The sequence below is a fragment of the Aeromonas cavernicola genome, assembly GCF_002795305.1.
GTDB lineage: Bacteria > Pseudomonadota > Gammaproteobacteria > Enterobacterales > Aeromonadaceae > Aeromonas > Aeromonas cavernicola.
Genome location: NZ_PGGC01000080.1, coordinates 51965 through 75128, shown reverse-complemented (window position 1 = coordinate 75128; position 23164 = coordinate 51965). Strand labels below are relative to the sequence as shown.

The window sequence follows — 23164 nt, the reverse complement described above, 5'->3', positions numbered from 1 at the left end:
AAACCAGTCCACAAGGTGGTAATTATCATTGAACACCAGTTCGTTCGTGTTGATCGTCGCTGATATAATAAATGTCACCGCCGCTGCGCCTTTATATCCAGCAGCACGACTAGCTGGCCCTAAACCAAGTTGAATAACTTTATAATTATTTACCCGATATTTATGGCCATTTAATTTAACCCGCACACCGTTAACTAATACATGCCGTAATATTTTTTCGCCATTATTTTTAGTCGTAATAGCGATATATTCCTTACCCTTAGAGGTAAATACGTCAGCCTTAACGCCATAATCGCCAAATTGCTTGGCTAGGTCGTAGGCTTTATAAACTGCCGCACCATATCCGCCCCAGTCATTCGCAGTATTAGCCGTCTCTAATGTCTTGGTGCCGTCCTTCTCCCACGAAAAAGTATCCGCCTTGTCCTTGAGCTCTCCCGCCAGCTCCTCGGCCATGTCTTTCAAGGTCGCCGCCGCATCCGCCAGCGTCAAAATGATCGCCTTCTTGTGGTTCGCTTCCAGCGCCGCTCGCAACTTGTCGGTCAAATCTTCCCCCGTCATCGGGTTGTACGGTGGCCACACCGCCCCCTTTAATGACTCGGCCAACTCTGCACTACCTTGTTCCACTACGCGGCTTTCTGCTGGGGCTGGCGTCGCAAACGCGGAAGACCTCATAGCAGCAGCCCCCGTTGCACCATATGCACCTATCTGGATCGTCCCCACGGGTAGTAAAACGTTGGCGCCTGGCGGGCAATCACACGCAACATAATCACCCGCCCTCGCCGCTAGTCCCGCCGGTAACGTGCAATCTCGCGGCCCCACCCCGACGATGGGCCCGATCCCTTTTTTGCACGCTTTACACGTCGCCATATGCCCGATGGAACTCGCTACCATGCCATCAAATAGGACGGACGAGTTTCCCTCGATCACTTCACCCCCTGTCGAGGTTTTTGAACCGATCCCAATTCCGTAGTGCATCTGCGTATCCCGTTATTGCGCTCGTTGTATGCTCGTCGCTGTGGTACATCCGTAGCCATCTGCGGTCGCTGCAGATGAAAGCAATATTGTGCCACAGGCAGCAGATGGGGTCAGCGGAAGCCCATCACCGCGTAGAATTTAAGGCTTTTCTTACATGGGCCTCGTTTGCGCGACAATGACACGGTGTGCGGGTCTCTGCTTACCCTCGGGGTGGCGCTGGCGGGTGGCTTAGTGGTGACCCACCACACGGTGCCACCGACCCCAGGTCCGCTCGGTGTGGCTACGACAGAATTAGCCCTTCCACCTTTTTGAGCACCACGTAGCAGCCAACCTTTAGATTACCGAAGCATAATGGGGCGTTCTCCCTACATAGGGTTGTTCCGCCGCCATAAAAAAACCGAAACCCAAGGGTTTCGGTTTTTTTCATGCCAGCCGAGGCTGGTAAACCAGCAAATTAAGCCTGGTTTTTAACTTCTTTCAGACCGCGGAAAGGCGCTTTGGCACCCAGCGCTTCTTCGATACGGATCAGCTGGTTGTACTTGGCAACACGGTCAGAACGGCTCATGGAACCGGTCTTGATCTGGCCAGCAGCGGTACCCACAGCCAGGTCGGCGATGGTGGCGTCTTCGGTCTCACCGGAGCGGTGGGAGATGACGGCCGTGTAGCCAGCGTCTTTGGCCATCTTGATAGCAGCCAGAGTTTCGGTCAGGGAACCGATCTGGTTGAACTTGATCAGGATGGAGTTGGCGATGCCGTTGTCGATACCGCGCTTGAGGATCTTGGTGTTGGTTACGAACAGGTCGTCACCCACGATCTGGATTTTCTTGCCCAGTTCAGCAGTCTGGTAAGCGAAACCTTCCCAGTCAGATTCGTCCAAGCCATCTTCGATGGAGACGATCGGGAACTTGGTGGTCAGGTCAGCCAGGAAGTCGGAGAAACCGTTGGAGGTGAAAACACGGCCCTCGCCTTTGAGGTTGTACTCTTTCTTCTCTGCGTCGTAGAACTCGGAAGCCGCGCAGTCCATCGCCAGAGTGATGTCGGTGCCCAGTTTGTAACCGGCAACGGCAACGGCTTCAGCGATCACTTCCAGCGCTTCGGCGTTGGATTTCAGGTTAGGAGCGAAACCACCTTCGTCACCTACGGCAGTGTTGTACCCCTTGGATTTGAGCACTTTGGCCAGGTTGTGGAACACTTCAGCGCCCATGCGAACGGCTTCTTTCAGGGTCTTGGCGCCAACTGGCTGGATCATGAACTCCTGGATGTCGACGTTGTTGTCGGCGTGCTCACCACCGTTGATGATGTTCATCATCGGCAGCGGCATGGAGTAAACACCCGGGGTGCCGTTCAGCTCAGCGATGTGGGCATACAGCGGCATGCCTTTGGCAGCAGCAGCCGCTTTGGCGTTAGCCAGAGAAACCGCCAGAATGGCGTTGGCGCCGAACTTGGATTTGTTCTCAGTACCGTCGAGGTCGATCATGATCTGGTCAACAGCGGCCTGATCTTTAGCGTCTTTACCCAGCAGCGCCTGCGCGATCGGGCCGTTGACGGCTTCGAGGGCTTTGAGGACACCTTTACCTAGGAAACGGCTCTTGTCGCCGTCACGCAGTTCCAGCGCTTCGCGCGAACCGGTGGACGCGCCAGACGGAGCGGCTGCCATACCAACAAAACCACCTTCCAGATGAACTTCGGCCTCAACGGTCGGGTTACCACGGGAGTCGATGATTTCACGACCGATGACTTTAACGATCTTGGACATGTGTATTTCCTCAGGTTTCGTAAAAAAACAACAAAAATATGCCAAAAAAAGCGGCTGTGGCCCAGTGCCCCAACCGCATTTATTTTCAATTACTTCAAATTACGCTTCTGATACTCGCCTGCCGCCTTCACAAAACCGGCAAACAGGGCGTGGCCATCACGGGGAGTTGAGGTGAACTCCGGGTGGAACTGCGCGGCCACGAACCACGGATGATCCGGGATCTCGATGATTTCCACCAGCTTCTTGTCAGCGGAAAGACCGGTCACTTTCAGACCTGCCGCTTCAATCTGCGGCAGCAACTTGTTGTTCACTTCGTAACGGTGACGGTGACGCTCGTAAATGGTCGGGCTGCCGTACATCTGACGCACCTTGGAGTCTTCGACCAAGTGGCAGAGCTGGGAGCCCAAACGCATGGTGCCGCCTAGATCGGACTTCTCGGTACGGGTCTCGACGTTGCCTTCTTCATCTACCCATTCGGTGATAAGGCCGACCACCGGATAGGCGCAATCTTTCTTAAATTCGGAGGAGTGAGCCCCTGCCATGCCCGCCACGTTGCGAGCAAATTCGATCATGGCAACCTGCATACCGAGGCAGATCCCCAAGTAAGGGATCTTGTTTTCACGCGCATACTGCGCCGCCAGAATTTTGCCTTCCACGCCACGTTCACCGAAGCCACCCGGCACCAAGATCGCGTCCAGACCTTCCAGCAACTCGGCGCCACGGGTCTCGATATCTTGGGAGTCGATGTACTTGATATTGACGGAGTGGCGGGTTTTCAAACCACCGTGCTTGAGGGCTTCGTTGACAGACTTGTAGGCATCCGGCAGCGAAACGTATTTGCCGACCATACCGATAGTCACTTCTGCAGTCGGGTTGGCCTCTTCGAAGACAACCTGCTCCCACTCGGCCAGATCGGCCTCTTTGCAGTCGATGCCGAAGCGCTCGGTGATGTAGCCATCAAGCCCTTGGGATTTGAGCAGTGCTGGGATCTTATAGATGGAGTTGACGTCTTTCATGGAGATGACGGCACGCTCCGGCACGTTACAGAACAGGGCAATCTTGGCCCGCTCGTTGGCTGGAATAGCGCGATCAGAGCGGCAAATCAGCACATCGGGCTGAATACCGATGGAGAGCAGCTCTTTGACCGAGTGCTGGGTCGGCTTGGTTTTTACTTCACCGGCCGCTGCCAGATAGGGCACCAAGGTCAGGTGCATAAACATGGCGTTGTTGCGGCCAACGTTGGTGGCCAGCTGGCGGATAGCTTCAAGAAATGGCAGTGATTCAATGTCACCTACCGTGCCGCCCACTTCGACGATGGCCACCTGATGACCTTCGGCCCCCGCAATCACCCGCTCTTTGATGGCGTTGGTGATGTGCGGGATGACCTGAATGGTAGCGCCCAGATAGTCACCACGGCGCTCTTTACGCAGCACATCGGCGTAGATGCGGCCGGTGGTGAAGTTGTTACGACGGGTCATCTTGGTGCGGATGAAGCGCTCGTAGTGGCCCAAATCCAGATCGGTTTCGGCCCCGTCCTCGGTCACGAATACTTCACCGTGTTGGGTCGGGCTCATGGTGCCCGGGTCCACGTTGATGTAAGGGTCCAGTTTCATGATGGTCACATCCAGACCACGGGCTTCCAAAATGGCTGCCAGAGAGGCTGCGGCAATGCCTTTGCCGAGGGATGAAACAACGCCACCAGTTACAAAAATATATTTTGTCGTCATGCTGAACCTGAAAGAAGTTTAGGGATTTTTAAGGGGTGCTTCGGGGATGAAGCAGGACGGGGACACAGCATAGCAAAACCCCCTCTCCCAAACAATGCGCAAAAGTCTATCAGGCTCTTTATCAGCCCGTTTTGCGCCAAATCAACTTCGCTCAGTTTGTTTGACGCGGTCCCACGCGGCATCGAGTTTCTCCAGCGAACAGGCGGTGATATTTAGCCCTTCTGCGGCGATCATCTGTTCAACGTGACGAAAGCGGCGCTCGAATTTGGCATTGGCTGCACGCAGTACTTGCTCAGGATCGTTACCCAGATGACGCACCAGATTGACGGTGGCAAACAGCAAATCACCGAGCTCATCGCTCACCCGTGCCTCATCTACATCGGCCATCAGCACCTCTGCCATCACCTCGTCGATCTCTTCGTGGACTTTGGCCACGACTGGGCCAAGGGTTTTCCAGTCAAAACCGACGGTCGCACAGCGTTTCTGAATTTTGGCGGCGCGGGTCAGGGCCGGCAGCGCCTGGGGAATGTCGTCCAACACGCTCTCTTGATCGAGTGCCGCCCGCTCTTTGGCTTTTTCCGCCTCCCAATTGGCTTTCACTGCCTGCTCGCTGCCAAGGTCAGCATCGGAAAAGACATGGGGATGACGGCGGATCAGCTTCTCGCTCACCGTGTCGACGATGTCGGCAAAATCGAACAGCCCCTGCTCTTTGCCCAGCTGGGCGTAGAACACCACCTGAAACAGCAGGTCGCCCAACTCCCCTTTCAGCCCCTGCCAATCCTCGGTCTCGATGGCATCGGCCACTTCGTAGGCCTCTTCCAGGGTGTGCGGCACTATGCTCTGAAAGCTCTGCTTGAGATCCCAAGGGCAGCCGTGTTGTGGGTCGCGCAGGCGAGTCATGATGTCGAGCAGTTGAGAGAGGTCGTAACGTTGAGACATGGGCTATTCACTTTGTTGTCAGACAGCTGGGGAAAACAGTGACCGACCTGACGGTCGGCCACGAATGGGTTGTTGAAAATTAGAGGCGTTTGGCGCTGATCACATCATTAAGCTGGCTGAGTTTGGCCAGTGCTCGGTTGAAGGCATTGATGTTGTAAATCTCCAGCTCCATGTCGATCTCGGCGGTCTGCTCGCGCACGTTGGAGCGCGAGCGCACCCCCATCACGTTGATCTTCTCATTGGCCAGCACCGTGGTGATATCGCGCAGCAGGCCGGAGCGATCGTTGGAGATAATCCGGATGGTCAGGCCGTAGCCGCCAGAGTAGTTCTCCCCCCACACCGCATCGATCAGCCGTTCTGGGTTACGGCGGGAGAGCTCTTTGAGCTGCTCGCAATCGTCCCGGTGGATCGAGACGCCACGGCCCATGGTGATAAAGCCCTGAATGGAATCCCCCGGAATGGGCTGGCAACAGCGGGCGATATGGGTCATCAGGTTGCCCACCCCTTCCACCACGATGTGATCCTTGGCCTTGGGGCGAAATGGCGCATTGGCTTTTTGTTCCAGCTTCTCCAGTAGGCGGCGATCTTCCTCTTCTGCGGTTGGCTTGTTGTAACAGGTGTCGAGATAGTTGAGCACCTGATTGATCCGGATGTCGCCACTGCCAATACCGGCCAGCAGATCGTCGGTGCTCTCCAGATTGAAGCGGCGCAGCATGTTGCCTTTGTCGATCTTGGCCATGCTGAGGTTGTGGCGATCCAGCTCCTTCTCGAACAGCTCGCGGCCGGCCACGATATTTTTGTCCCGATCGAGCTTACGAAACCAAGTAGCGACTTTGGCGCGCGCTCGGCTGGAGCGCAGGAAGCCGGCATTAGGGTTCATCCAGTCGCGACTTGGATTAGGCTCTTTCTGGGTGATCACCTCCACCTGATCGCCGGTTTGCAGCGCATAGGTGAACGGAACGATCCGGCCGTCAATCTTAACGCCGATACAGCGGTGACCAATCATGCTGTGGACGTGATAGGCAAAATCGAGCGGCGTGGCGCCCGCCGGCAAGTCGATCACATCCCCTTTGGGCGTGAACACATAGACCCGATCCTCGAATACCTGGCTGCGCAGATCCTCAAGCAAGGAGCCGCTCTCGGAGAGATCTTCCTGCCAAGCAAGTAGCTTACGCAGCCATTCGATCTTGTCTTCGAAGGTGCTGGCCTTGCTAGCGGTCTGAGCCCCTTCCTTGTAGCGCCAGTGGGCCGCCACGCCAAGCTCAGCATCTTGGTGCATCTGATCGGTACGGATCTGAATCTCAACGGTCTTGCCCTCAGGCCCGACAACGACGGTATGGATCGATTGGTAGCCATTAGGCTTGGGATTGGCGACATAGTCGTCAAACTCGCGGGGAATGTGGTGGAACTGGGTATGTACGATTCCTAAGGCTGCATAACAATCTTGCAGTCGTTTGGTGACCACTCGCACCGCACGTACGTCGAATAGCTCGTTAAATTCGAGGTGTTTTTTCTGCATCTTGCGCCAGATGCTGTAGATATGTTTCGGGCGGCCGTACACCTCGGCATCAACCCCCGCCTCTTGCAGTCCATTACGTAGGGATTGCACAAACTCGCGGATGTAGCGCTCGCGGTCGAGTCGCTTTTCATCGAGCTGTTTCGCAATCTGCTTGTAGGTATCTGGGTGCAGGTAACGGAAGGCGAGATCTTCCAGCTCCCATTTGAGCTGGCCGATGCCCAGACGGTTGGCGAGCGGCGCATAGATGTTGGTGATCTCCTGGGCCATCAACACCCGAGTCTCTTCATCTGCCGTCTTCGCTTCCCGCAGGCAAGCGATCCGCTCTGCGAGCTTGATCACCACGGCCCGCACATCTTCGACCATGGCGAGCAGCATCCGGCGTACGTTATCGACCTGTTCCGGTGCAGTTTCACTGCGATGGAGCGTCTGCAGGGAGCGGATCGCCTCCATCTCCAGCACCCCTTCCACCAGCTTGGCGATTTTCGGGCCGAAATCTTCGTCCATCTGCGCTTGGCTGATGACGCCGGCCTCGACGAAGGGGTAAATGATGGCGGCTTTGAGGGTGATAATGTCCATGCTGAGCATCAATAGGATGCCCACCATCTCGATACCACGGACCAGTAATTTATTGGCTAGCGCTTCATCACCTTGGCTGAGACAGTATTGGTAGACGGTTCGCAGCTGATTTTTATCACTGTCACTTAAGGAGAGCGAACTGACCCACTCCTCTAGGGTGAAGTTGTCTTTCAAGTGAATATCGCGAACCGCAACCATGGTTTCAATCCTTCAAATTGTTGGGCCGAAGGCTGACACCTGTAGGCCACACGTTATCAGACCGCTTCAAATGGGGACTAGCACTCTGTTTTTCAAGAGCCATCCTCCTTTGGCCAGCCTTATCACCAAGCTAAAAAAAGACAGCGTTAGGGTACTCCAACCAAGGGATGACAAATAGGGTTGATAATGTTGTCATCACGCTTGTTCAAACAGCGCCATGGATTCGAGATGCCCTGTATGGGGAAACATATCGAGCATACCCAGGCGTGTCAGGCGATAGCCTCCTTTGACCAATACTTGGCTATCCCGAGCCAAGGTAACTGGATTGCAGGAGACATAAACCACCCGTTTTGGTGCGAGTTTGACGATGTGTGGCATCACCTCTAGCGCGCCGGGACGAGCAGGGTCGAGCAATACCAGATCAAAGCCTTCCCGTGCCCACGACATACCCGCAATGTCATCACTTAAATCGGCTTTGTAAAAACGCGCATTAGTCATGCCATTGTGCTGAGCGTTGTGCTCGGCACGGGTCACCATAGCAAGATCACCCTCAACCCCGACCACCTCACGAGCATGACGGGCCAACGGCAAGGTGAAATTACCAATGCCACAGAACAGATCCAGCACCTTGTCCGTTTTACTCGCCCCAAGCCATGCTAGCGCCTGTTCCACCATACCTTGGTTGATGTGGCCGTTGACCTGAATGAAATCACCGGGAGCGAAAGCAAGAAACAGGCCATCTAATGAGTAGGATGGGGAAAATTGTTGCTGCAGCGCTTCGATGCGATCGTCGGCCGCCTGCAGATAGAGGTCGATCCCCTGCGCCTTGGCAAACGCCACCAGCAAAGCGCGATCAGCCTCATTGGGGCGGCCGGTGTGGCGCAGCAATATCATGATCCCCTGCTCGGCCTGGATAAGCTCAGCGTGGCCCAGTTCGCGCTGACTCTTCAGGCGATTGAGGCACTCACGCAGTGCAGGGATCAACGCTGAGAGTGGATCTGCCAGCACTGGGCAGCCGTCGATCTCCACCAGATCGTTGCTGTTACGCCGGCGAAAACCGACTCGGGTGCAGCGACCGTTTTTGTCAAATTTGATGGCCAGACGACAGACCCGACGGTAAGCGCGATCTACACCGGCCAGCACCGGTTCTAGCGTCGGCGCCTTGATGTTGCCCAACCGCTCGAACAGGCTGACCAGTCCGGCGGCCTTGGCCGCTTGCTGATCAGCAATCGACATGTGTTGAGCGCTGCAACCGCCGCATTCGCGATAGTGGCTGCAAAAGGATGCGGTGCGGTTGGTGGCAGGGGTGAGCACTTGCTGTAGCGCACCATGGCCGTACTGCTTCTTCTCCTCGGTGATACGTACCTTAACCAATTCGCCGGGCAGTGCCCCTTCGACGAAAATGGCTTTGCCTTGATGGCGGCCGATACCGACACAGTGGTGATCGAGGCTGTCTACTGTTAATTCAATACGTTGGGATTGAATGGGCTTTTTTTGGGGCTTGAAAAACTGGGCCATAAAACTTGGTGCCTATAGGTGGCTATGTCATGATTGAGGTATCTGCAGCCGAAGATTGTCCCACAAGAACGATAGTATGACCAAATACGGCCTGAGAGCGCGCGTCCTTGCTTTTACCATCTTGCCTACCTTGTGTATTGGCGCCTTCATGGCCAGTTATTTCTCCTTCCATCGTTATCAGCAGCTGGAAAATAATCTCATCGATCAAGGCATCAATATTATTGAGCCGCTGGCGATTGCCAGTGAATACGGGATGACTCAACACAGCCGAGAGTCACTGAAACGATTAATTGGGCTCACGCACCGTAAAAACTCCCCCATCATCAAGTCGATCGCCGTCTTTACCCAAGATAACCAGCTGTTTGTGACCTCGAATTACCACAGGGATTTCACCAAACTGCGTTTGCCCAATGGCAGCCCAATCCCAGACCTCACCAGTGTGACTCAAGTGGGCGACGATATTATTTTGCGCACCCCTATCCAAGCTGAGACCAGCATGGACGGTTTTCCGCTGCCTAATGATGTCGCTCCGCCGATGATTGGCTACATCTCGATGCAGATGACCACCGATCGCGCCATGTTGCTCCACTATCGCGATACCTTTTTTGCCGTGCTCATGGTGATCATGGGGGTGGCGTCTAGCACCGTATTTGGCTTTAGATTGGTTAAGAGCGTGACTCAGCCGATCACTCATATGGTGCAGGCCGTGCACAAAATCCGAGAAGGACGACTGGATACCCGCGTCAGTGGCCAGCTCACCGGTGAGCTCGATATGCTGAGAAATGGCATTAATGCGATGGCAAAGGCGCTCTCTGAATATCATGAAGAGATGCAGCAAAATATCGATCAGGCCACCTCAGACTTGCGCGAGACGCTAGAGCAGATCGAGATCCAGAACGTGCAGCTCGATCTGGCAAAAAAACGGGCGCAGGAGGCCGCGCGGGTTAAGTCGGAGTTTCTCGCTAACATGTCCCATGAGCTGCGCACTCCGCTGCATGGGGTCATTGGCTTTACCCGCCAGTTGCTCAAGACCACGCTATCCCCCAGCCAAACCGATTACATGCAGACTATCGAGAAGTCCGCGCTTAACCTGCTCGGTATCATCAATGACATCCTCGATTTTTCGAAGCTAGAAGCGGGCAAGCTGCAGCTAGAGCACATCCCGTTTAGCCTGCGCGATACCCTTAACGAGACCATGCATCTGCTTGGCCCCAGTGCTCATGACAAACAACTTGAGCTCTCGCTGCGGGTAGATGCCGATGTGCCGGACTACCTGACCGGTGACCCGATGCGCCTGCAACAGGTGCTCACCAATCTCACTGGTAATGCCATCAAATTCACGGAGCGCGGTAATGTGGATGTGCATATCGCCGTGCTTGGTAGTGATGAACACCACGTGCAGCTTGATGTTCAGATTTGTGATACGGGGATCGGGATCTCACAGGAGCAACAACAACAGCTGTTTCAAGCCTTCAACCAAGCTGACTCTTCCGTTTCTCGTCGCTACGGGGGTACCGGCCTTGGCTTGGTCATCACCCAAAAGCTGGTGCAGCAAATGGGAGGGCAGATCCATTTTGAGTCAGAGCTTGGCAAAGGATCGATCTTCGCGTTTAGTTTGGAAGTGGCGGTCTCCCCACTGCCGCAGGCCGATCAGCTGCCACTGGACCGCATCAAGGGCAAGCGGGTTTGGCTGTTAGAACCTGACCTGTTCACGCAAGCTGCGTTGCAGGCCCAGCTTGTCGAATGGCAATTAGATGTCCAGCCATTGTCTTTAGATGCCCCGTGGCCTGAATTAGCCGCTGAGGAGATAGTGATCATCGGCAGCAGTGCGTTACACACGTCGCAGCAGGTGGTCCATCGTCTCGATACGCTCACCCACCAGCACAATACCATCGTGCTGCTCAGCAGCCATGAACCGGCACTGTATGAAGCGATGCGAGCGCACGGTGCGCTCCATTGCCTCTCGAAACCAGTCAACCATCGCAAACTATTGCACGCCTTGCTCTCGCCGGATGCGCCCCGCCCCATCCCGCAAGCAACTGAGGTGATAACACGCCAGATCGCACCGATCACTGTCTTGGCGGTAGATGATAACGCCGCCAACCTGAAGCTTATTGCCGCCATGCTCAAGGAGATGGTGAGCCAAGTGGTGGTCTGTAAAAACGGTAAAGAAGCAGTACTACAAGCCCAATGCCAGCCGTTTGACATCATCTTTATGGATATCCAGATGCCGATCATGGATGGCATCAGTGCAACCCAGGTGATCCGCAGTCAGTCGCTTAATACCGAGACCCCGATCGTGGCAGTCACTGCCCACGCGATTCCTGGGGAGCGGGAACGTCTGATCCGCCAAGGTATGGATGATTATCTGGCTAAACCGATTGATGAGGGCATGTTGGCACAACTCATCACCGATTTTGCCCACCGTCGCCACCAACATCATGGCAATCAACAGATCGACTGGGCGCTCGCTATCCGTCAGGCGGGAGGGAAAGAGGGGTTGGCCAAAGAGATGTTGGCGATGTTGTTGGTGAGCTTTGATGAGGTTGAATGGGCGCTAAACGCTGCGCTTGCTGGCGAGCTGCAAGATGACGAAGTGCTCGCCCATCTCCATCGTCTTAACGGGGGGTGTGCCTATTCGGGCGTACCCGGTTTACAGCGATTGCTGACCCAACTTGAGCAGCAATTACGTGACGGGGTCGCTGTGACTGAGCTAGAGCCTGAGTTGTTAGAGTTGCAAGATGCCCTTGAACAGGTGCGGCAAGAGGCGCCTCGTTACCTGTAGCTAACTAGGTGGACAGGTGCCGTCAGGCCGCTTTTTCTGACGCCAAGCGAGGCAAATGGTAGAGTGGCTCGGTTTCTGAAGGAGTCAACATGACCAATAACGATATTCTGCGCCGCTTGCGCTACGCCCTGACCATCAGCAATGACCAGATGGTTGACATGTTTGCTAAGGGTAACCTGACGGTCACCCATAGTCAGTTACACGGCTGGTTGATGAAAGAGGCCGCCGAAGGGGAAACGCCAGACGCTGGCTATGTCGCTTGCCCCGATGCCGCCTTGAGCCAGTTTTTGGATGGTTTTATTATCGCGCGCCGTGGGGTGCGAGCAGATGCCCCAGTCCAAGTTATCCCCAACCGGATCAATAACAACATGATCCTGCGTAAACTGCGTATTGGCCTTAATTTCAAAGAGGAGGACATGCTCGGCACCCTCAAATTAGCAGACTTCAACCTCTCCAAGTCTGAGTTAAGCGCACTGTTTCGCGCCAAAGATCACAAACACTATCAAGATTGTGGTGACCAGATTTTGCGCAATTTCCTGATCGGCCTCACCGCCAAATATCGCGTCTGAGTGATAAGGCAGTTAATGATGAGTGAACGCCTCTTATGCGCTAACCGCCGTTGGCCGGTGCTGGCCAAGTGGCGTTTATCGCTGCTGTTACTCTGCGCGAGTGGGTGGCTCACTGGCTGCCAGCATCCGGCTTACCAGCTCTCGGATCGTTATCCGAGTGATAATCAGAACCCACGCATTGCTTTTTTAATCCTCCATTACACCGATGAGGATGACGCCACCTCTTTGCGTTTGTTGACCAAGGCCGAGCATCAAGTCAGTGCTCACTACTTGGTTCCCCGCGAGCAACAACTGCAACCGCCACTGGTGTATCAGTTAGTACCTGACAGCCAGCGAGCGTGGCATGCGGGGCGTAGCCGTTGGCAGCAAAATACCGCGCTCAACGCCAGCTCGCTTGGCATTGAAATTGTCAATCTGGGTTACCCACCACAAGATGACGTGTTGCCCCCTCACCAGCGGCATTGGCAACCCTACACCGCAGCCCAAATTGCTGCGGTGGGCGCGCTGAGTCGGGATTTAGTCGCTCGCTATCAGATCCCGCCGACGCAGGTGTTGGCACATAGCGACATCGCCCCAGAGCGCAAACAAGACCCCGGCCCTCACTTCCCTTGGCGCCAGCTCTACCTCGAATATGGGGTGGGCGCTTGGCCTGATGACAAGCGGGTTAGCGCATTACTGGCCAGTCCGCTACCACAGTGGGACGTCACCACGTGGCAGCAACAACTGGCCCGTTACGGTTATGGGCTGACCGCTAGCGGTCAGTGGGATGAGCAGAGCCGGGCGGTACTGAGGGCTTTTCAGCTGCACTTTCGCCCTACTCTGGTTAATGGTGAACCCGATCGCGAGTGCCAAGCCATCTTGATGGCGCTGCTCGACAAGTACGGCCATTGATCCTGCGTTTATCGCTGTGCCTGCTCGTGTTGATAGTTCATTACTATGAAATCGGCAGGTAATAGCGATTATCTATTGCTGCCGCCTGCCGATAACATCATCACGTCACTTAAGAACTTATCCCGTTAGGTCTATAGCGGTGGTCCTACAGGCCCATGTTTGGTCTGACATCCTACGATGATCGCTCTTCGCACACGCTGCGTAATCCGTCTTACGACGCTCAGTAAGTAGGTCGGTTGATCGGTGCTAAACAGCGTTCGAATTATCGCAGTGAGTCAATTGCACTGCTCTTTTGGAGGTAAATGATGAAAAGCCCGATTGGTCTTGATACTGCACAGTCACGCCTGTTGGCGGCAGAGTTGAATCGGCTGTTGGCCAGTTACCAGATCCTGTACATGAATGTACGCGGTTTTCATTGGAATATCCGTGGCACTCAATTCTTCGAGTTGCACTTGAAATTTGAAGAGATCTATAACGACCTGCTGCTGAAGGTCGACGCGTTGGCCGAGCGAATCCTTACCTTAGATGGGGTGCCGATGCACAGTTTTAGCGAGTACCTCAAGGTGTCTGCAATTGCTGAACAGCAGGGGATATGCCAAGGGCGAGCGTGTGTCGAATCATTACTCGAGGGTTTTCGTGAACTGCTGGTGGCCCAACGCCGCATATTGGGACAGGCCAATGATGCAGGAGATGAGGGAACGGCTGCGATTCTCTCTGACTACATCCAACAGCAAGAGAAGCTCGTCTGGATGCTGCGGGCGTATCTGGCGTGAATCCCACTGTGACAGCCGAACTGTCGTATTAACTGATTGCTACTGTTTATCCCCGTTTGCCGCTCACTGTTGGGCGGCTTTTTTATATCAAATAACAAGTGGTGCTGCGGATGGCGCCCTCCCTGCATTGAGCTTGGTGAGCACCGACCTACACGACACAGGGCTGGTTACTGTGACTTGACTGGAATTGCCTCCAGCACGTGTACCAGTAGTTGCCAAAAACGCTCGACCGCAGGAATGTGTACCTTCTCGTCCGGCGAGTGGGCACCGCGGATAGTCGGACCGAACGAGACCATATCCCACTGTGGATAAGCACTCTTGAACAGACCGCACTCGAGACCAGCGTGGATCACCATCACGTTGGGCAGAGTACCGAACAGAGTCTGGTAGCTGTTGCGCACCAGCGCCATGACAGGGGAATCCACATTGGGCGCCCAACCTGGGTAGGCGCCGGTAAATTCGCAGCTGGCGCCTGCCAAGTTGAACAGGGAGCGGGTCATCTGCTCGATGCTCTCACGACCGGAATCGATCAGGGAACGGATGAGGCACTGAACGAACACTTCCCCATCACGGGTCTTGATGACACCTAGATTGGTGGAGGTTTCGGTGACCCCCGGAATCGCATCACTCATCCGCATCACCCCGTTTGGGCAAGCCTGCAACGCATCGAGCAGGCGCTGCTGCAAAGAGGGGCTCATCAGCTTGACCGGTGGCGGGGTATCGTTGACCAGTAAAGTCAGGTTCGGCTCAGTAGCGGCCAGCTCGCTCTGGTAGATACCGGCGTAGCGGTCAACCAGCGCCTTAAACTCCGCTTTGCGAGTGGCGGGCACCAGCAGGGTCGCGCGGGCTTCGCGCGGGATGGCATTACGCAAGGTGCCACCATGGATCTCGGCTAAGCGGATACCCAGCGGCTCAGCGGCCTTGAGCAGGCGCACCAACAACTTGTTGACGTTGCCACGACCACGATGGATGTCGCAACCAGAGTGGCCGCCGCGTAGACCTTTAATTGTCAGCTCAACCGCGTCGCCGGCGCTGGCATCAACCAATTCCAGCGGAAAGCGGATATTGGCATCCACCCCGCCAGCGCAGCCCATGTAGACCTCACCATCCTCTTCGGAGTCAGTGTTGAGCAGGATCTCCCCCTCTAGCCAACCCGCTTCCAGACCGAAGGCACCGGTCATGCCAGTCTCTTCGTCGGTGGTCAAAAGCACTTCCAGCGGGCCGTGCTTGATGGTCTTGTCAGCCAGCACCGCTAAGCAGCCCGCCATGCCGATGCCGTTGTCGGCGCCGAGGGTGGTGCCACGAGCGGTGACCCACTCACCATCGACATAGGCATCAATGGGATCGGTTGCAAAATCGTGTCGGGTATCGGCGTTGGCCTGCGGCACCATGTCGATGTGAGCTTGCAGCACCACCGCTTTGCGATTTTCCATCCCCGAGGTAGCCGGTTTCTTGATGATGATATTGCCGACCTTATCCTGCTTAACCGCCAGGCCTTCCCCTTGCGCCCACTGGACAATCCAGGCACTTAAGCGGGCTTCATGCTTGGAAGGGTGAGGAATGGCGCAAATCTGCTCGAAGAAATGCCAAATCAGTTGGGGGGACAAGGAACTTAGTTGTGCCATGTCAGAACTCCTTACCAGCACGGAATGAAAGAGGGGCGCGTGAACGGGCCAAAGGTGGAGCATGATAATACCGCCAATTGCAGAAAAATGTGAGCGTTTGGGGATGTGGCGCGGTGAGTTATGCTGGCAAAGAGCCTATATCCCAGTGAATCTTGATAGGTAGTGACAGGAAAAAACATTAAGTGTCAAAAAAACGTCGAATTAACGAGGATTCACAGGAGAAGTTGGGGCATTGTGCTTTGTGAATAAAAAGATATTAAATTTGAATTTAAAGTTAACGAGGTGAGTTTGCTCTAGGGGCGCAGCTGTGATTATACTCGCCACCCCTTTTCATTTTTAACCATGCGGTTGGCGCCTGATCCCATGCTTATGATTAGTTTGCAAGGTTTTACCCTTGGCCTCGCCATGATTATCCCTATGGGAGCCCAGAATGCCTTTGTGCTGACGAGGGGGATATATCGTAATCATCACCTATTAGCCGCCACACTCTGCTGCTTTTGTGACCTGGTCCTGATTGGCATAGGCGTATTCGGCGGTGCGAATCTGTTGGCTGCGAGCCCACTCGGTTTACAGCTGCTGACATGGGGCGGCGTTCTATTTCTCAGCTGGTTTGGGATTCGCTCACTCGGCAGCGCTTGGCAACGGCAAAGACCGGAGCAGGCTGCCTCCTCTCAGCTGATGAGCGCCCAAGGGGTGTTCGCGATGACCTTAGGGGTGACCTTGCTCAATCCCCATGTTTATTTGGATACGTTGATGTTACTTGGCTCTTTTGGCAGCCAATTTGAGCAAGAGCAGCGTCCTGCGTTTGCGGCTGGCGCCATGTTGGCATCTATCATCTGGTTCTACAGTTTGGCGTATGGCGCTGCGGCGCTTTCCCCTTGGTTAGCACGCGGACGAGTACAACAGGGCATTGATGGCGTGGTTGGCATCATTATGTTGGTATTGGCGTTCATGCTAGCCCGTGAAGGGGTGGCACGTTAACCACTGATCTCAGTCGACAACATCAGCACGATGACTGCCATGTGAGCAAAAAGGGGCATGTTTATGAGAGGCGTGTGGGCTAATTAGACCAGCACTACCGGGTTAACCTCCCCTTTTGGGAGACCCCCTGAACAGCGTTAAATCTATAAAAAAACTGAAGCCATCAAAGGATGGCTTCAGTTTTTTACTCAGCAAAAGGCCGATTAAATGATACAGCCTACTACTGCTAACGCCTGATGGCTTTGACTCATCGCGCTAGATTAGCGACGCAGACCCAGCTTAGCGATCAGAGCAGCGTAACGCTGAACGTCTTTACGCTTCAGGTAGTCCAGCAGCTTACGACGCTGGGAAACCATGCGCAGCAGACCGCGACGACCGTGATGATCTTTGGAATGCTCTTTGAAGTGACCTTGCAGGTGGTTGATTTGTGCAGTCAGCAACGCAACCTGAACTTCAGGAGAACCAGTGTCGTTGGCGCAACGCGCGTTATCAGCAACGATTTGAGCTTTGATCTCAGTATTTAGAGACATAGTAATACTCCAGTAGAGTGTTGAAAGGTTCACAGCCAATCTCTAATTCAGCCGTGAAATAGGGGCGGAATTATAATCATCACACGCTGTTTTAGCAACGGTAAAAATCAGCAACACCGCGAACGGACATGGTGATGACTATTCGTCGTTATAACGCACCAGGCGTTTGGGTGCGACACGCCCCTCATCGTCGATCTCACCTACGCCAATGAACAGACGCTCTACGCCCACTGTCATCCGGACTTGCCCTCGGTCAGGCGCAGCAGACACTTGGACGGCTTGGCCTTGGTTCACATAGGCTGCAACAGCTGTCGGCATGTTGACCTCTGGCAATACTGAGACGGCCGTGTCCATAGGCAGTAAAAGGGGATCAAGGTGATCACGCGGTGAGATACCGTCCGCTTTGGCCTGTTCGAAACGGCGCTCGAGCTCGTCCAGCATCAGCATCCTTTCATAGGGATAGCTGGCCACTTGGGTACGACGAAGCTGGGTGACATGTGCGCCACAGCCGAGTAGCTCGCCCAAGTCATCAACCAGTGAGCGAATATAAGTACCTTTGCTGCAATGCACTTCCAGCTTCAGTTCGCTCGCTTCGAAACTGATTAATTTCAATTCGAAGATCGTGATAGGACGCGCTTCGCGTTCTATTTCGATGCCTTCGCGGGCATACTCGTAAAGAGGACGTCCGTTGTGTTTGAGCGCAGAGTACATGGAAGGGACTTGCATGATCGCACCACGAAACTGATCCAGTGATGCAAGCAAACGTGCCATAGTGACATCCACCACTCGAGTTGCAACAACTTCACCGTCTGCGTCACTGGTGTTGGTACGTTCACCAAGCTTGGCTGTCACTTCATAACGCTTGTCTGCATCGAGTAGGTATTGCGAGAACTTTGTTGCCTCTCCAAGACAGATAGGCAACATACCGGTCGCTAGCGGATCGAGTGCACCGGTGTGACCGGCTTTGGCTGCGTTATAAATCCGTTTGACTTTCTGCAACACATCATTAGAAGTCAGGCCGGTTGGTTTGTCCAACAGCAAGATACCGTGTACCTCGCGGCCCTTAAAACGACGTCTACGAGACATCTCAGCCTTCATCCTTTATGTCATCTGACGCAGAGTGCGCCTCGTTATCACGACCAGCTTCTGCCATACGCCGATTATCTTCACGTACCGTATTGGTGACCAAATTAGAGAGACGCATTCCTTCCACTAGGGTCTGGTCATAGTAGAAGCGCAGCTCAGGGACGACCCGCAAACGCATGGCACTGCCGAGCAAGCTACGAATATAGCCAGCAGCCTCCGTCAGGCCTTTGAGCCCCTCTTTAATTTGTTCATCATCATTATCTAACTGCAAAAAGGTGACATAGACCTTGGCGTAATTGAGGTCTTTAGACACATTTACATCAGATACGGTGACCATGCCTATGCGAGGATCTTTCACTTCACGCTGCAGGATCAACGCAATTTCACGCTGTATCTGCTGGCCGACCCGATTGGTCCGGCTAAATTCTCTGGCCATATTCTATCCTGCGATAAAAGGGGGCCGTGGCCCCCCTATTTTTAACTTTCGGCTTACAGCGTCCGCTTAATTTCCACGGTCTCGTATACCTCGATCTGGTCGCCTTCGCGCACATCGTTGTAGTTTTTGACCGCGATACCACACTCGTATCCGTTCTTGACTTCGTTAACGTCATCTTTAAAACGACGCAGAGACTCAAGCTCTCCTTCGTAGATGACCACGTTGTCACGTAACACACGAATACGGTTGGAACGCTTCACTACACCTTCTGTGACCATACAACCGGCCACAGCACCAAACTTCGGTGATTTGAAGACGCTACGGACTTCGGCCAGACCAATAATCTCTTGGCGATACTCGGGCGCTAACTTGCCGCTCATTGCCTGTCTTACTTCGTCAATCAAGTCGTAAATGACGGAGTAATAACGCAGATCTAAGCTCTCAGCATCAATCACCTTACGAGCTGACGCGTCGGCACGGACGTTGAAGCCCACCAAGATAGCGCTAGACGCTGCAGCCAAGGTCGCATCCGTTTCAGTAATACCACCGACGCCAGAGCCCAGAATCTTGACTTTGACTTCGTCAGTAGAAAGCTGAATCAACGCATCGCATATGGCTTGAACAGAGCCTTGTACGTCAGCTTTGATCACCACATTCACTTCAGACACTTCGCCTTCATTCATATTGGCGAACATGTTTTCCAGTTTGGCTTTTTGCTGGCGAGCAAGTTTGACATCACGGAACTTACCTTGACGATAAAGCGCCACTTCACGGGCCTTTTTCTCGTCACGCACCACGGTTGCTTCATCACCTGCTGAGGGCACACCAGATAAGCCCAAAATTTCTACGGGTAACGAGGGTCCGGCTGACTTGATCTCACGACCGAGTTCGTCACGCATTGCACGAATTCGACCATATTCGAGACCACACAGCACGATATCACCCTGACGCAGGGTACCCTCTTGCACCAGTACGGTGGCGACAGGACCACGACCTTTATCCAAGAATGATTCGATGACGACACCGCTTGCCATGCCATCGAATACCGCTTTCAGTTCCAACACTTCAGACTGAATCAAGATAGCTTCGAGCAGTTCATCGATCCCTTCGCCTGATTTGGCTGAGACATGAACAAACTGGCAGTCACCACCCCAATCTTCAGACATGACTTCATAACGAGCCAGTTCAGTCTTAACGCGGTCTGGGTCTGCTTCTGGTTTATCAATTTTATTAACGGCAACAACCAGTGGCACGCCAGCAGCCTTAGCATGCTGGATAGCTTCAATGGTTTGCGGCATCACGCCATCATCGGCGGCAACAACCAGTACCACGATGTCAGTGGCCTTCGCACCCCGAGCACGCATAGAGGTAAACGCAGCGTGACCTGGAGTATCCAAGAAGGTGATCATGCCACTGTCAGTTTCGACATGGTAAGCACCGATATGCTGGGTAATACCGCCAGCCTCGCCAGCTGCAACCTTCGCTTTGCGGATGTAGTCGAGCAAAGAGGTCTTACCGTGGTCAACGTGACCCATGATGGTCACGACCGGCGCACGTGATTTTGCTTCCGAGGTTTCATCTCGATCAGACAATACGGCCTCTTCGAGCTCGTTCTCACGACGAAGCACAACCTTATGTCCCATCTCCTCAGCAACCAGCTGTGCCGTTTCTTGATCAATGACTTGGTTAATCGTCGCCATGGCCCCCATCTTCATCATCGCTTTGATGACTTCGACGCCTTTGACGGCCATTTTGTTAGCCAGCTCAGCAACGGTGATGGTTTCACCAATGACAACATCACGGTTAACCACAACAGCCGGTTTATTGAAACCATGTTTCATGGCGTTAGGCATCGCGACTTTGCCGCGTTTGCCTTTGCGAGCGCGAGGATTACGAGCATCCCGATCATCTTCACGACGACCCGCTTTTTTGGCTACCTTCACCGCTGCAGCAGCGGTACGACGGCTGTTTTCTTCTTTACGATCCAGCTCATCTTCAGCCGCTTGCGCGTGCTTATTGGTCGTCAAATGATAGTCACTGCTCTCTTTGGCACGAGCAGCTTCTTCTTCTGCCCAGCGAGGGCCATTCTGTTCTGCCATAAGACGAGCCTCTTCGGCTTTCTTAGCGGCAAGTTCTTCTGCTTTTTGCAAAGCAGTTTGTTCTTGTTGGCGCTTAAGTTCTTCTGCTTCGCGCTTGGCCATCTTTTCTGCCTCTTGCTGAGCTGTGCTACTGGCTGCTTTGGCGGGCTGTTGAGCCTGTCGAGCCTTAGATTGTGCTTCGATTCGCGCCTTTTCCTCAGTTTCACGACGAGCTTGCTCAGCCTCACGGCGAGCCTTCTCTTCAGCATCGAGGCGAGCCTTATTTTCAGCCTCACGACGAGCATTTTCTTCTGCTTCCAAACGCGCTTTTTCCTCTGTTTCCACCTGACGCTGTTCATCTTCCAACGCCGAGCGTCTTACATAGGTACGAGATTTGCGAACCTCGACCTGTACTTCTTTCTTACCACCAGACCCTTGAACACTGATTGTGCTCTTGGTCTTGCGCTGTAAAGTCATACGAGCAGGAGCGGTGTTATCTTCCCCTCCATGCTGTTTCTTCAGATGCGTCAGTAATGTCTCCTTTTCAGACTCACTGACTAGGTCGTCGGCCTTACTCTTGCTGATACCGGCATCGACAAACTGCTGGAGAAGACGATCAACCGGTGTGTCGATGTCAGTGGCAAGTTGTTTCACTGATACTTCTGCCATTCATTTTCCTCCGTTTGATCCCACTTAAGACTGCTCTTCTCCGAACCAACAGATGTTACGAGCAGCCATAATCAGCTCACCGGCTTTCTCTGCCGTCAGCCCTTCAATATCAGCAAGGTCATCAACACCTTGCTCAGCTAAATCTTCCAATGTACCAATGCCACGAGACGCCAAGACATAAGCTGTTTCACGACCAAGACCATGTAGATTCAGTAGATCTTCGGAAGGCTCCACACCCTCAAAAGACTCTTCTTTAGCTAAGGCTTTGGTAGTTAACGCATGCTTAGCCCGTGTGCGCAGCTCTTCGACCATTTCCTCATCTAAACCATCGATAGCTAACAGTTCGTTGACAGGAACAAAGGCGATCTCTTCCAAGGTAGAGAAGCCTTCATCCATCAACAAACTGGCAAAGTCATCATCGATATCGAGTGCGGTGGTAAAGAGCGTTAAGATTCGGTCATTTTCAGCTTGGTGCTTGGCACGCATGTCCTCCACCGTCATCACGTTTAGTTCCCACCCAGTCAGCTGGGAGGCCAAACGTACGTTTTGACCATTACGACCGATAGCTTGGGCTAAGTTAGCCGCTTCCACGGCGATGTCCATGGTGTGGTTATCTTCATCAACAATGATGGAAGCCACATCAGCAGGCGCCATGGCGTTGATCACGTACTGAGCAGGGTTATCATCATATAACACGATGTCTGCACGCTCACCGCTTAACTCAGCAGAAACAGCTTGCACGCGGGCGCCACGCATACCGATACAGGCACCGATGGGATCAATACGGCGATCATTGGTCTTCACCGCGATCTTGGCCCGAGAGCCAGGATCACGAGCAGCACCCATGATTTCAATCATCTCTTCGCCAATTTCCGGCACTTCAATACGGAATAGCTCCTTGAGAAAATCAGGGCTGGAGCGACTAACAAACAATTGGGAGCCACGTGCCTCTGGACGCACAGCATAAAGTAGACCGCGCACACGATCGCCAGGACGGAACGTCTCACGTGGCAGCATGTCATCACGGAAGATAACTGCTTCGGCATTACTGCCTAAGTCCAGAATCACATTATCTCGCGTGCTCTTTTTCACCACGCCACTGATAATGCTGCCTTCTTTATCTTTAAACTGCTCAACCACTTGCGACCGCTCAGCTTCACGCACCTTTTGCACGATAACCTGCTTAGCAGTTTGGGTAGTAATACGGTCGAAGGTAACCGACTCTATAGGGTCTTCTACATAGTCACCAAGCTGAATATCGGGTTGCTCGATTTGCGCAGCTTCTAGGGTAATTTCACCATACGGGTTTTCCATTGACGCTTGATCAGCGACAACAACCCAACGACGATAAGTATCGTAATCACCGGTTTTACGGTCGATTTCTACCCGAACCTCAATCTCACCTTCATACTTTTTCTTGGTTGCGGTGGCCAGTGCAGTCTCCAGAGCCTGGAAAATTTTCTCACGGGGCACAGCTTTCTCGTTAGACACGGCGTCAACGACCAGCAAAATCTCTTTATTCATGTCCGATAG

General features: G+C 53.8%; 18 protein-coding genes and 1 pseudogene. 6 read left to right on the top strand and 13 right to left on the bottom strand.

Annotated features, from left to right (window positions below; genetic code table 11):
- Together CUC53_RS19230 and CUC53_RS19225 are read right to left on the bottom strand one after the other, a co-directional pair.
- On the bottom strand, positions 1–624 hold a 624-nt coding region (locus tag CUC53_RS19230), incomplete at its 3' end, for a hypothetical protein (RefSeq protein ID WP_236757897.1).
- Between the two features lie 132 nt (positions 625–756).
- Positions 757–975 (bottom strand): annotated as a pseudogene (locus CUC53_RS19225) (PAAR domain-containing protein); the annotation flags it as partial.
- A 183-nt stretch (positions 976–1158) separates the two neighbouring features.
- Here CUC53_RS19225 and CUC53_RS19575 point away from each other — a divergent pair.
- Positions 1159–1287, top strand: a complete 129-nt coding sequence (locus tag CUC53_RS19575) for a GntT/GntP/DsdX family permease (protein WP_420808055.1) — start codon at positions 1159–1161, stop codon at positions 1285–1287.
- A 142-nt stretch (positions 1288–1429) separates the two neighbouring features.
- Here CUC53_RS19575 and eno read toward each other — a convergent pair whose 3' ends face one another.
- From eno to rlmD, 5 genes are all read right to left on the bottom strand, one after another.
- Complete coding sequence (eno, locus tag CUC53_RS09410; protein ID WP_100293919.1) at positions 1430–2731, bottom strand: phosphopyruvate hydratase; 1302 nt, start codon at positions 2729–2731, stop codon at positions 1430–1432.
- An 89-nt stretch (positions 2732–2820) separates the two neighbouring features.
- Entirely contained in the window at positions 2821–4458 is a 1638-nt protein-coding gene (pyrG, locus tag CUC53_RS09405) for a glutamine hydrolyzing CTP synthase (RefSeq protein ID WP_100293918.1), read from the bottom strand.
- Positions 4459–4599: 141 nt separating this feature from the next.
- A complete protein-coding gene (mazG, locus tag CUC53_RS09400) occupies positions 4600–5397 on the bottom strand; it encodes a nucleoside triphosphate pyrophosphohydrolase (RefSeq protein ID WP_100293917.1) in 798 nt (265 codons plus the stop codon).
- A gap of 79 nt (positions 5398–5476) precedes the next feature.
- Entirely contained in the window at positions 5477–7690 is a 2214-nt protein-coding gene (relA, locus tag CUC53_RS09395) for a GTP diphosphokinase (protein WP_100293916.1), read from the bottom strand.
- 195 nt (positions 7691–7885) lie between these two features.
- Positions 7886–9208: a 23S rRNA (uracil(1939)-C(5))-methyltransferase RlmD gene (gene rlmD / locus CUC53_RS09390; RefSeq protein WP_100293915.1), complete on the bottom strand. Its 1323-nt coding sequence runs from the start codon at positions 9206–9208 to the stop codon at positions 7886–7888.
- Positions 9209–9284: 76 nt separating this feature from the next.
- Between rlmD and barA the strand changes: the two genes are divergently transcribed.
- From barA to CUC53_RS09370, 4 genes are all read left to right on the top strand, one after another.
- On the top strand, positions 9285–11993 hold the full coding sequence (gene barA, locus CUC53_RS09385; protein WP_100293914.1) for a two-component sensor histidine kinase BarA: 2709 nt from the start codon (positions 9285–9287) through the stop codon (positions 11991–11993).
- An 89-nt stretch (positions 11994–12082) separates the two neighbouring features.
- A complete protein-coding gene (locus CUC53_RS09380) occupies positions 12083–12562 on the top strand; it encodes a YehS family protein (RefSeq protein ID WP_100293913.1) in 480 nt (159 codons plus the stop codon).
- 18 nt (positions 12563–12580) lie between these two features.
- Positions 12581–13453, top strand: coding sequence for an N-acetylmuramoyl-L-alanine amidase (locus tag CUC53_RS09375; protein ID WP_167386724.1), 873 nt, complete (start codon positions 12581–12583; stop codon positions 13451–13453).
- A 305-nt stretch (positions 13454–13758) separates the two neighbouring features.
- Positions 13759–14226 (top strand): Dps family protein, encoded by a 468-nt coding sequence (locus CUC53_RS09370; protein WP_100293911.1) that lies wholly within the window; start codon positions 13759–13761, stop codon positions 14224–14226.
- A gap of 167 nt (positions 14227–14393) precedes the next feature.
- Here the strand turns inward: CUC53_RS09370 and CUC53_RS09365 are convergent, their stop codons facing one another.
- The gene (locus tag CUC53_RS09365; RefSeq protein WP_100293910.1) at positions 14394–15851 is read right to left on the bottom strand and encodes an aminoacyl-histidine dipeptidase; all 1458 of its coding nucleotides are present in this window, start codon (positions 15849–15851) and stop codon (positions 14394–14396) included.
- A 363-nt stretch (positions 15852–16214) separates the two neighbouring features.
- Between CUC53_RS09365 and lysE the strand changes: the two genes are divergently transcribed.
- A complete protein-coding gene (lysE, locus tag CUC53_RS09360) occupies positions 16215–16832 on the top strand; it encodes an L-lysine exporter (protein WP_100293909.1) in 618 nt (205 codons plus the stop codon).
- Between the two features lie 260 nt (positions 16833–17092).
- Here lysE and rpsO read toward each other — a convergent pair whose 3' ends face one another.
- The 5 genes from rpsO to nusA all read right to left on the bottom strand — a co-directional run bounded on the left by rpsO (position 17093) and on the right by nusA (position 23155).
- Complete coding sequence (rpsO, locus tag CUC53_RS09355) at positions 17093–17362, bottom strand: 30S ribosomal protein S15 (RefSeq protein WP_100293908.1); 270 nt, start codon at positions 17360–17362, stop codon at positions 17093–17095.
- Positions 17363–17500: 138 nt separating this feature from the next.
- Positions 17501–18448: a tRNA pseudouridine(55) synthase TruB gene (truB, locus tag CUC53_RS09350; protein ID WP_100293907.1), complete on the bottom strand. Its 948-nt coding sequence runs from the start codon at positions 18446–18448 to the stop codon at positions 17501–17503.
- Between the two features lies 1 nt (position 18449).
- Positions 18450–18884, bottom strand: coding sequence for a 30S ribosome-binding factor RbfA (gene rbfA, locus CUC53_RS09345; protein WP_100293906.1), 435 nt, complete (start codon positions 18882–18884; stop codon positions 18450–18452).
- Between the two features lie 53 nt (positions 18885–18937).
- Positions 18938–21631 (bottom strand): translation initiation factor IF-2, encoded by a 2694-nt coding sequence (gene infB, locus CUC53_RS09340; RefSeq protein ID WP_100293905.1) that lies wholly within the window; start codon positions 21629–21631, stop codon positions 18938–18940.
- 24 nt (positions 21632–21655) lie between these two features.
- Complete coding sequence (gene nusA / locus CUC53_RS09335; protein WP_100293904.1) at positions 21656–23155, bottom strand: transcription termination factor NusA; 1500 nt, start codon at positions 23153–23155, stop codon at positions 21656–21658.
- Positions 23156–23164 lie beyond the last annotated feature (9 nt).

Coding starts and splice junctions, on each gene's coding strand:
- eno (WP_100293919.1), bottom strand. CDS start 2,731: ATGTCCAAGATCGTTAAAGTCATCGGTCGTGAAATCATCGACTCCCGT.
- pyrG (WP_100293918.1), bottom strand. CDS start 4,458: ATGACGACAAAATATATTTTTGTAACTGGTGGCGTTGTTTCATCCCTC.
- mazG (WP_100293917.1), bottom strand. CDS start 5,397: ATGTCTCAACGTTACGACCTCTCTCAACTGCTCGACATCATGACTCGC.
- relA (WP_100293916.1), bottom strand. CDS start 7,690: ATGGTTGCGGTTCGCGATATTCACTTGAAAGACAACTTCACCCTAGAG.
- rlmD (WP_100293915.1), bottom strand. CDS start 9,208: ATGGCCCAGTTTTTCAAGCCCCAAAAAAAGCCCATTCAATCCCAACGT.
- barA (WP_100293914.1), top strand. CDS start 9,285: ATGACCAAATACGGCCTGAGAGCGCGCGTCCTTGCTTTTACCATCTTG.
- CUC53_RS09380 (WP_100293913.1), top strand. CDS start 12,083: ATGACCAATAACGATATTCTGCGCCGCTTGCGCTACGCCCTGACCATC.
- CUC53_RS09375 (WP_167386724.1), top strand. CDS start 12,581: ATGAGTGAACGCCTCTTATGCGCTAACCGCCGTTGGCCGGTGCTGGCC.
- CUC53_RS09370 (WP_100293911.1), top strand. CDS start 13,759: ATGAAAAGCCCGATTGGTCTTGATACTGCACAGTCACGCCTGTTGGCG.
- CUC53_RS09365 (WP_100293910.1), bottom strand. CDS start 15,851: ATGGCACAACTAAGTTCCTTGTCCCCCCAACTGATTTGGCATTTCTTC.
- lysE (WP_100293909.1), top strand. CDS start 16,215: ATGCTTATGATTAGTTTGCAAGGTTTTACCCTTGGCCTCGCCATGATT.
- rpsO (WP_100293908.1), bottom strand. CDS start 17,362: ATGTCTCTAAATACTGAGATCAAAGCTCAAATCGTTGCTGATAACGCG.
- truB (WP_100293907.1), bottom strand. CDS start 18,448: ATGTCTCGTAGACGTCGTTTTAAGGGCCGCGAGGTACACGGTATCTTG.
- rbfA (WP_100293906.1), bottom strand. CDS start 18,884: ATGGCCAGAGAATTTAGCCGGACCAATCGGGTCGGCCAGCAGATACAG.
- infB (WP_100293905.1), bottom strand. CDS start 21,631: ATGGCAGAAGTATCAGTGAAACAACTTGCCACTGACATCGACACACCG.
- nusA (WP_100293904.1), bottom strand. CDS start 23,155: ATGAATAAAGAGATTTTGCTGGTCGTTGACGCCGTGTCTAACGAGAAA.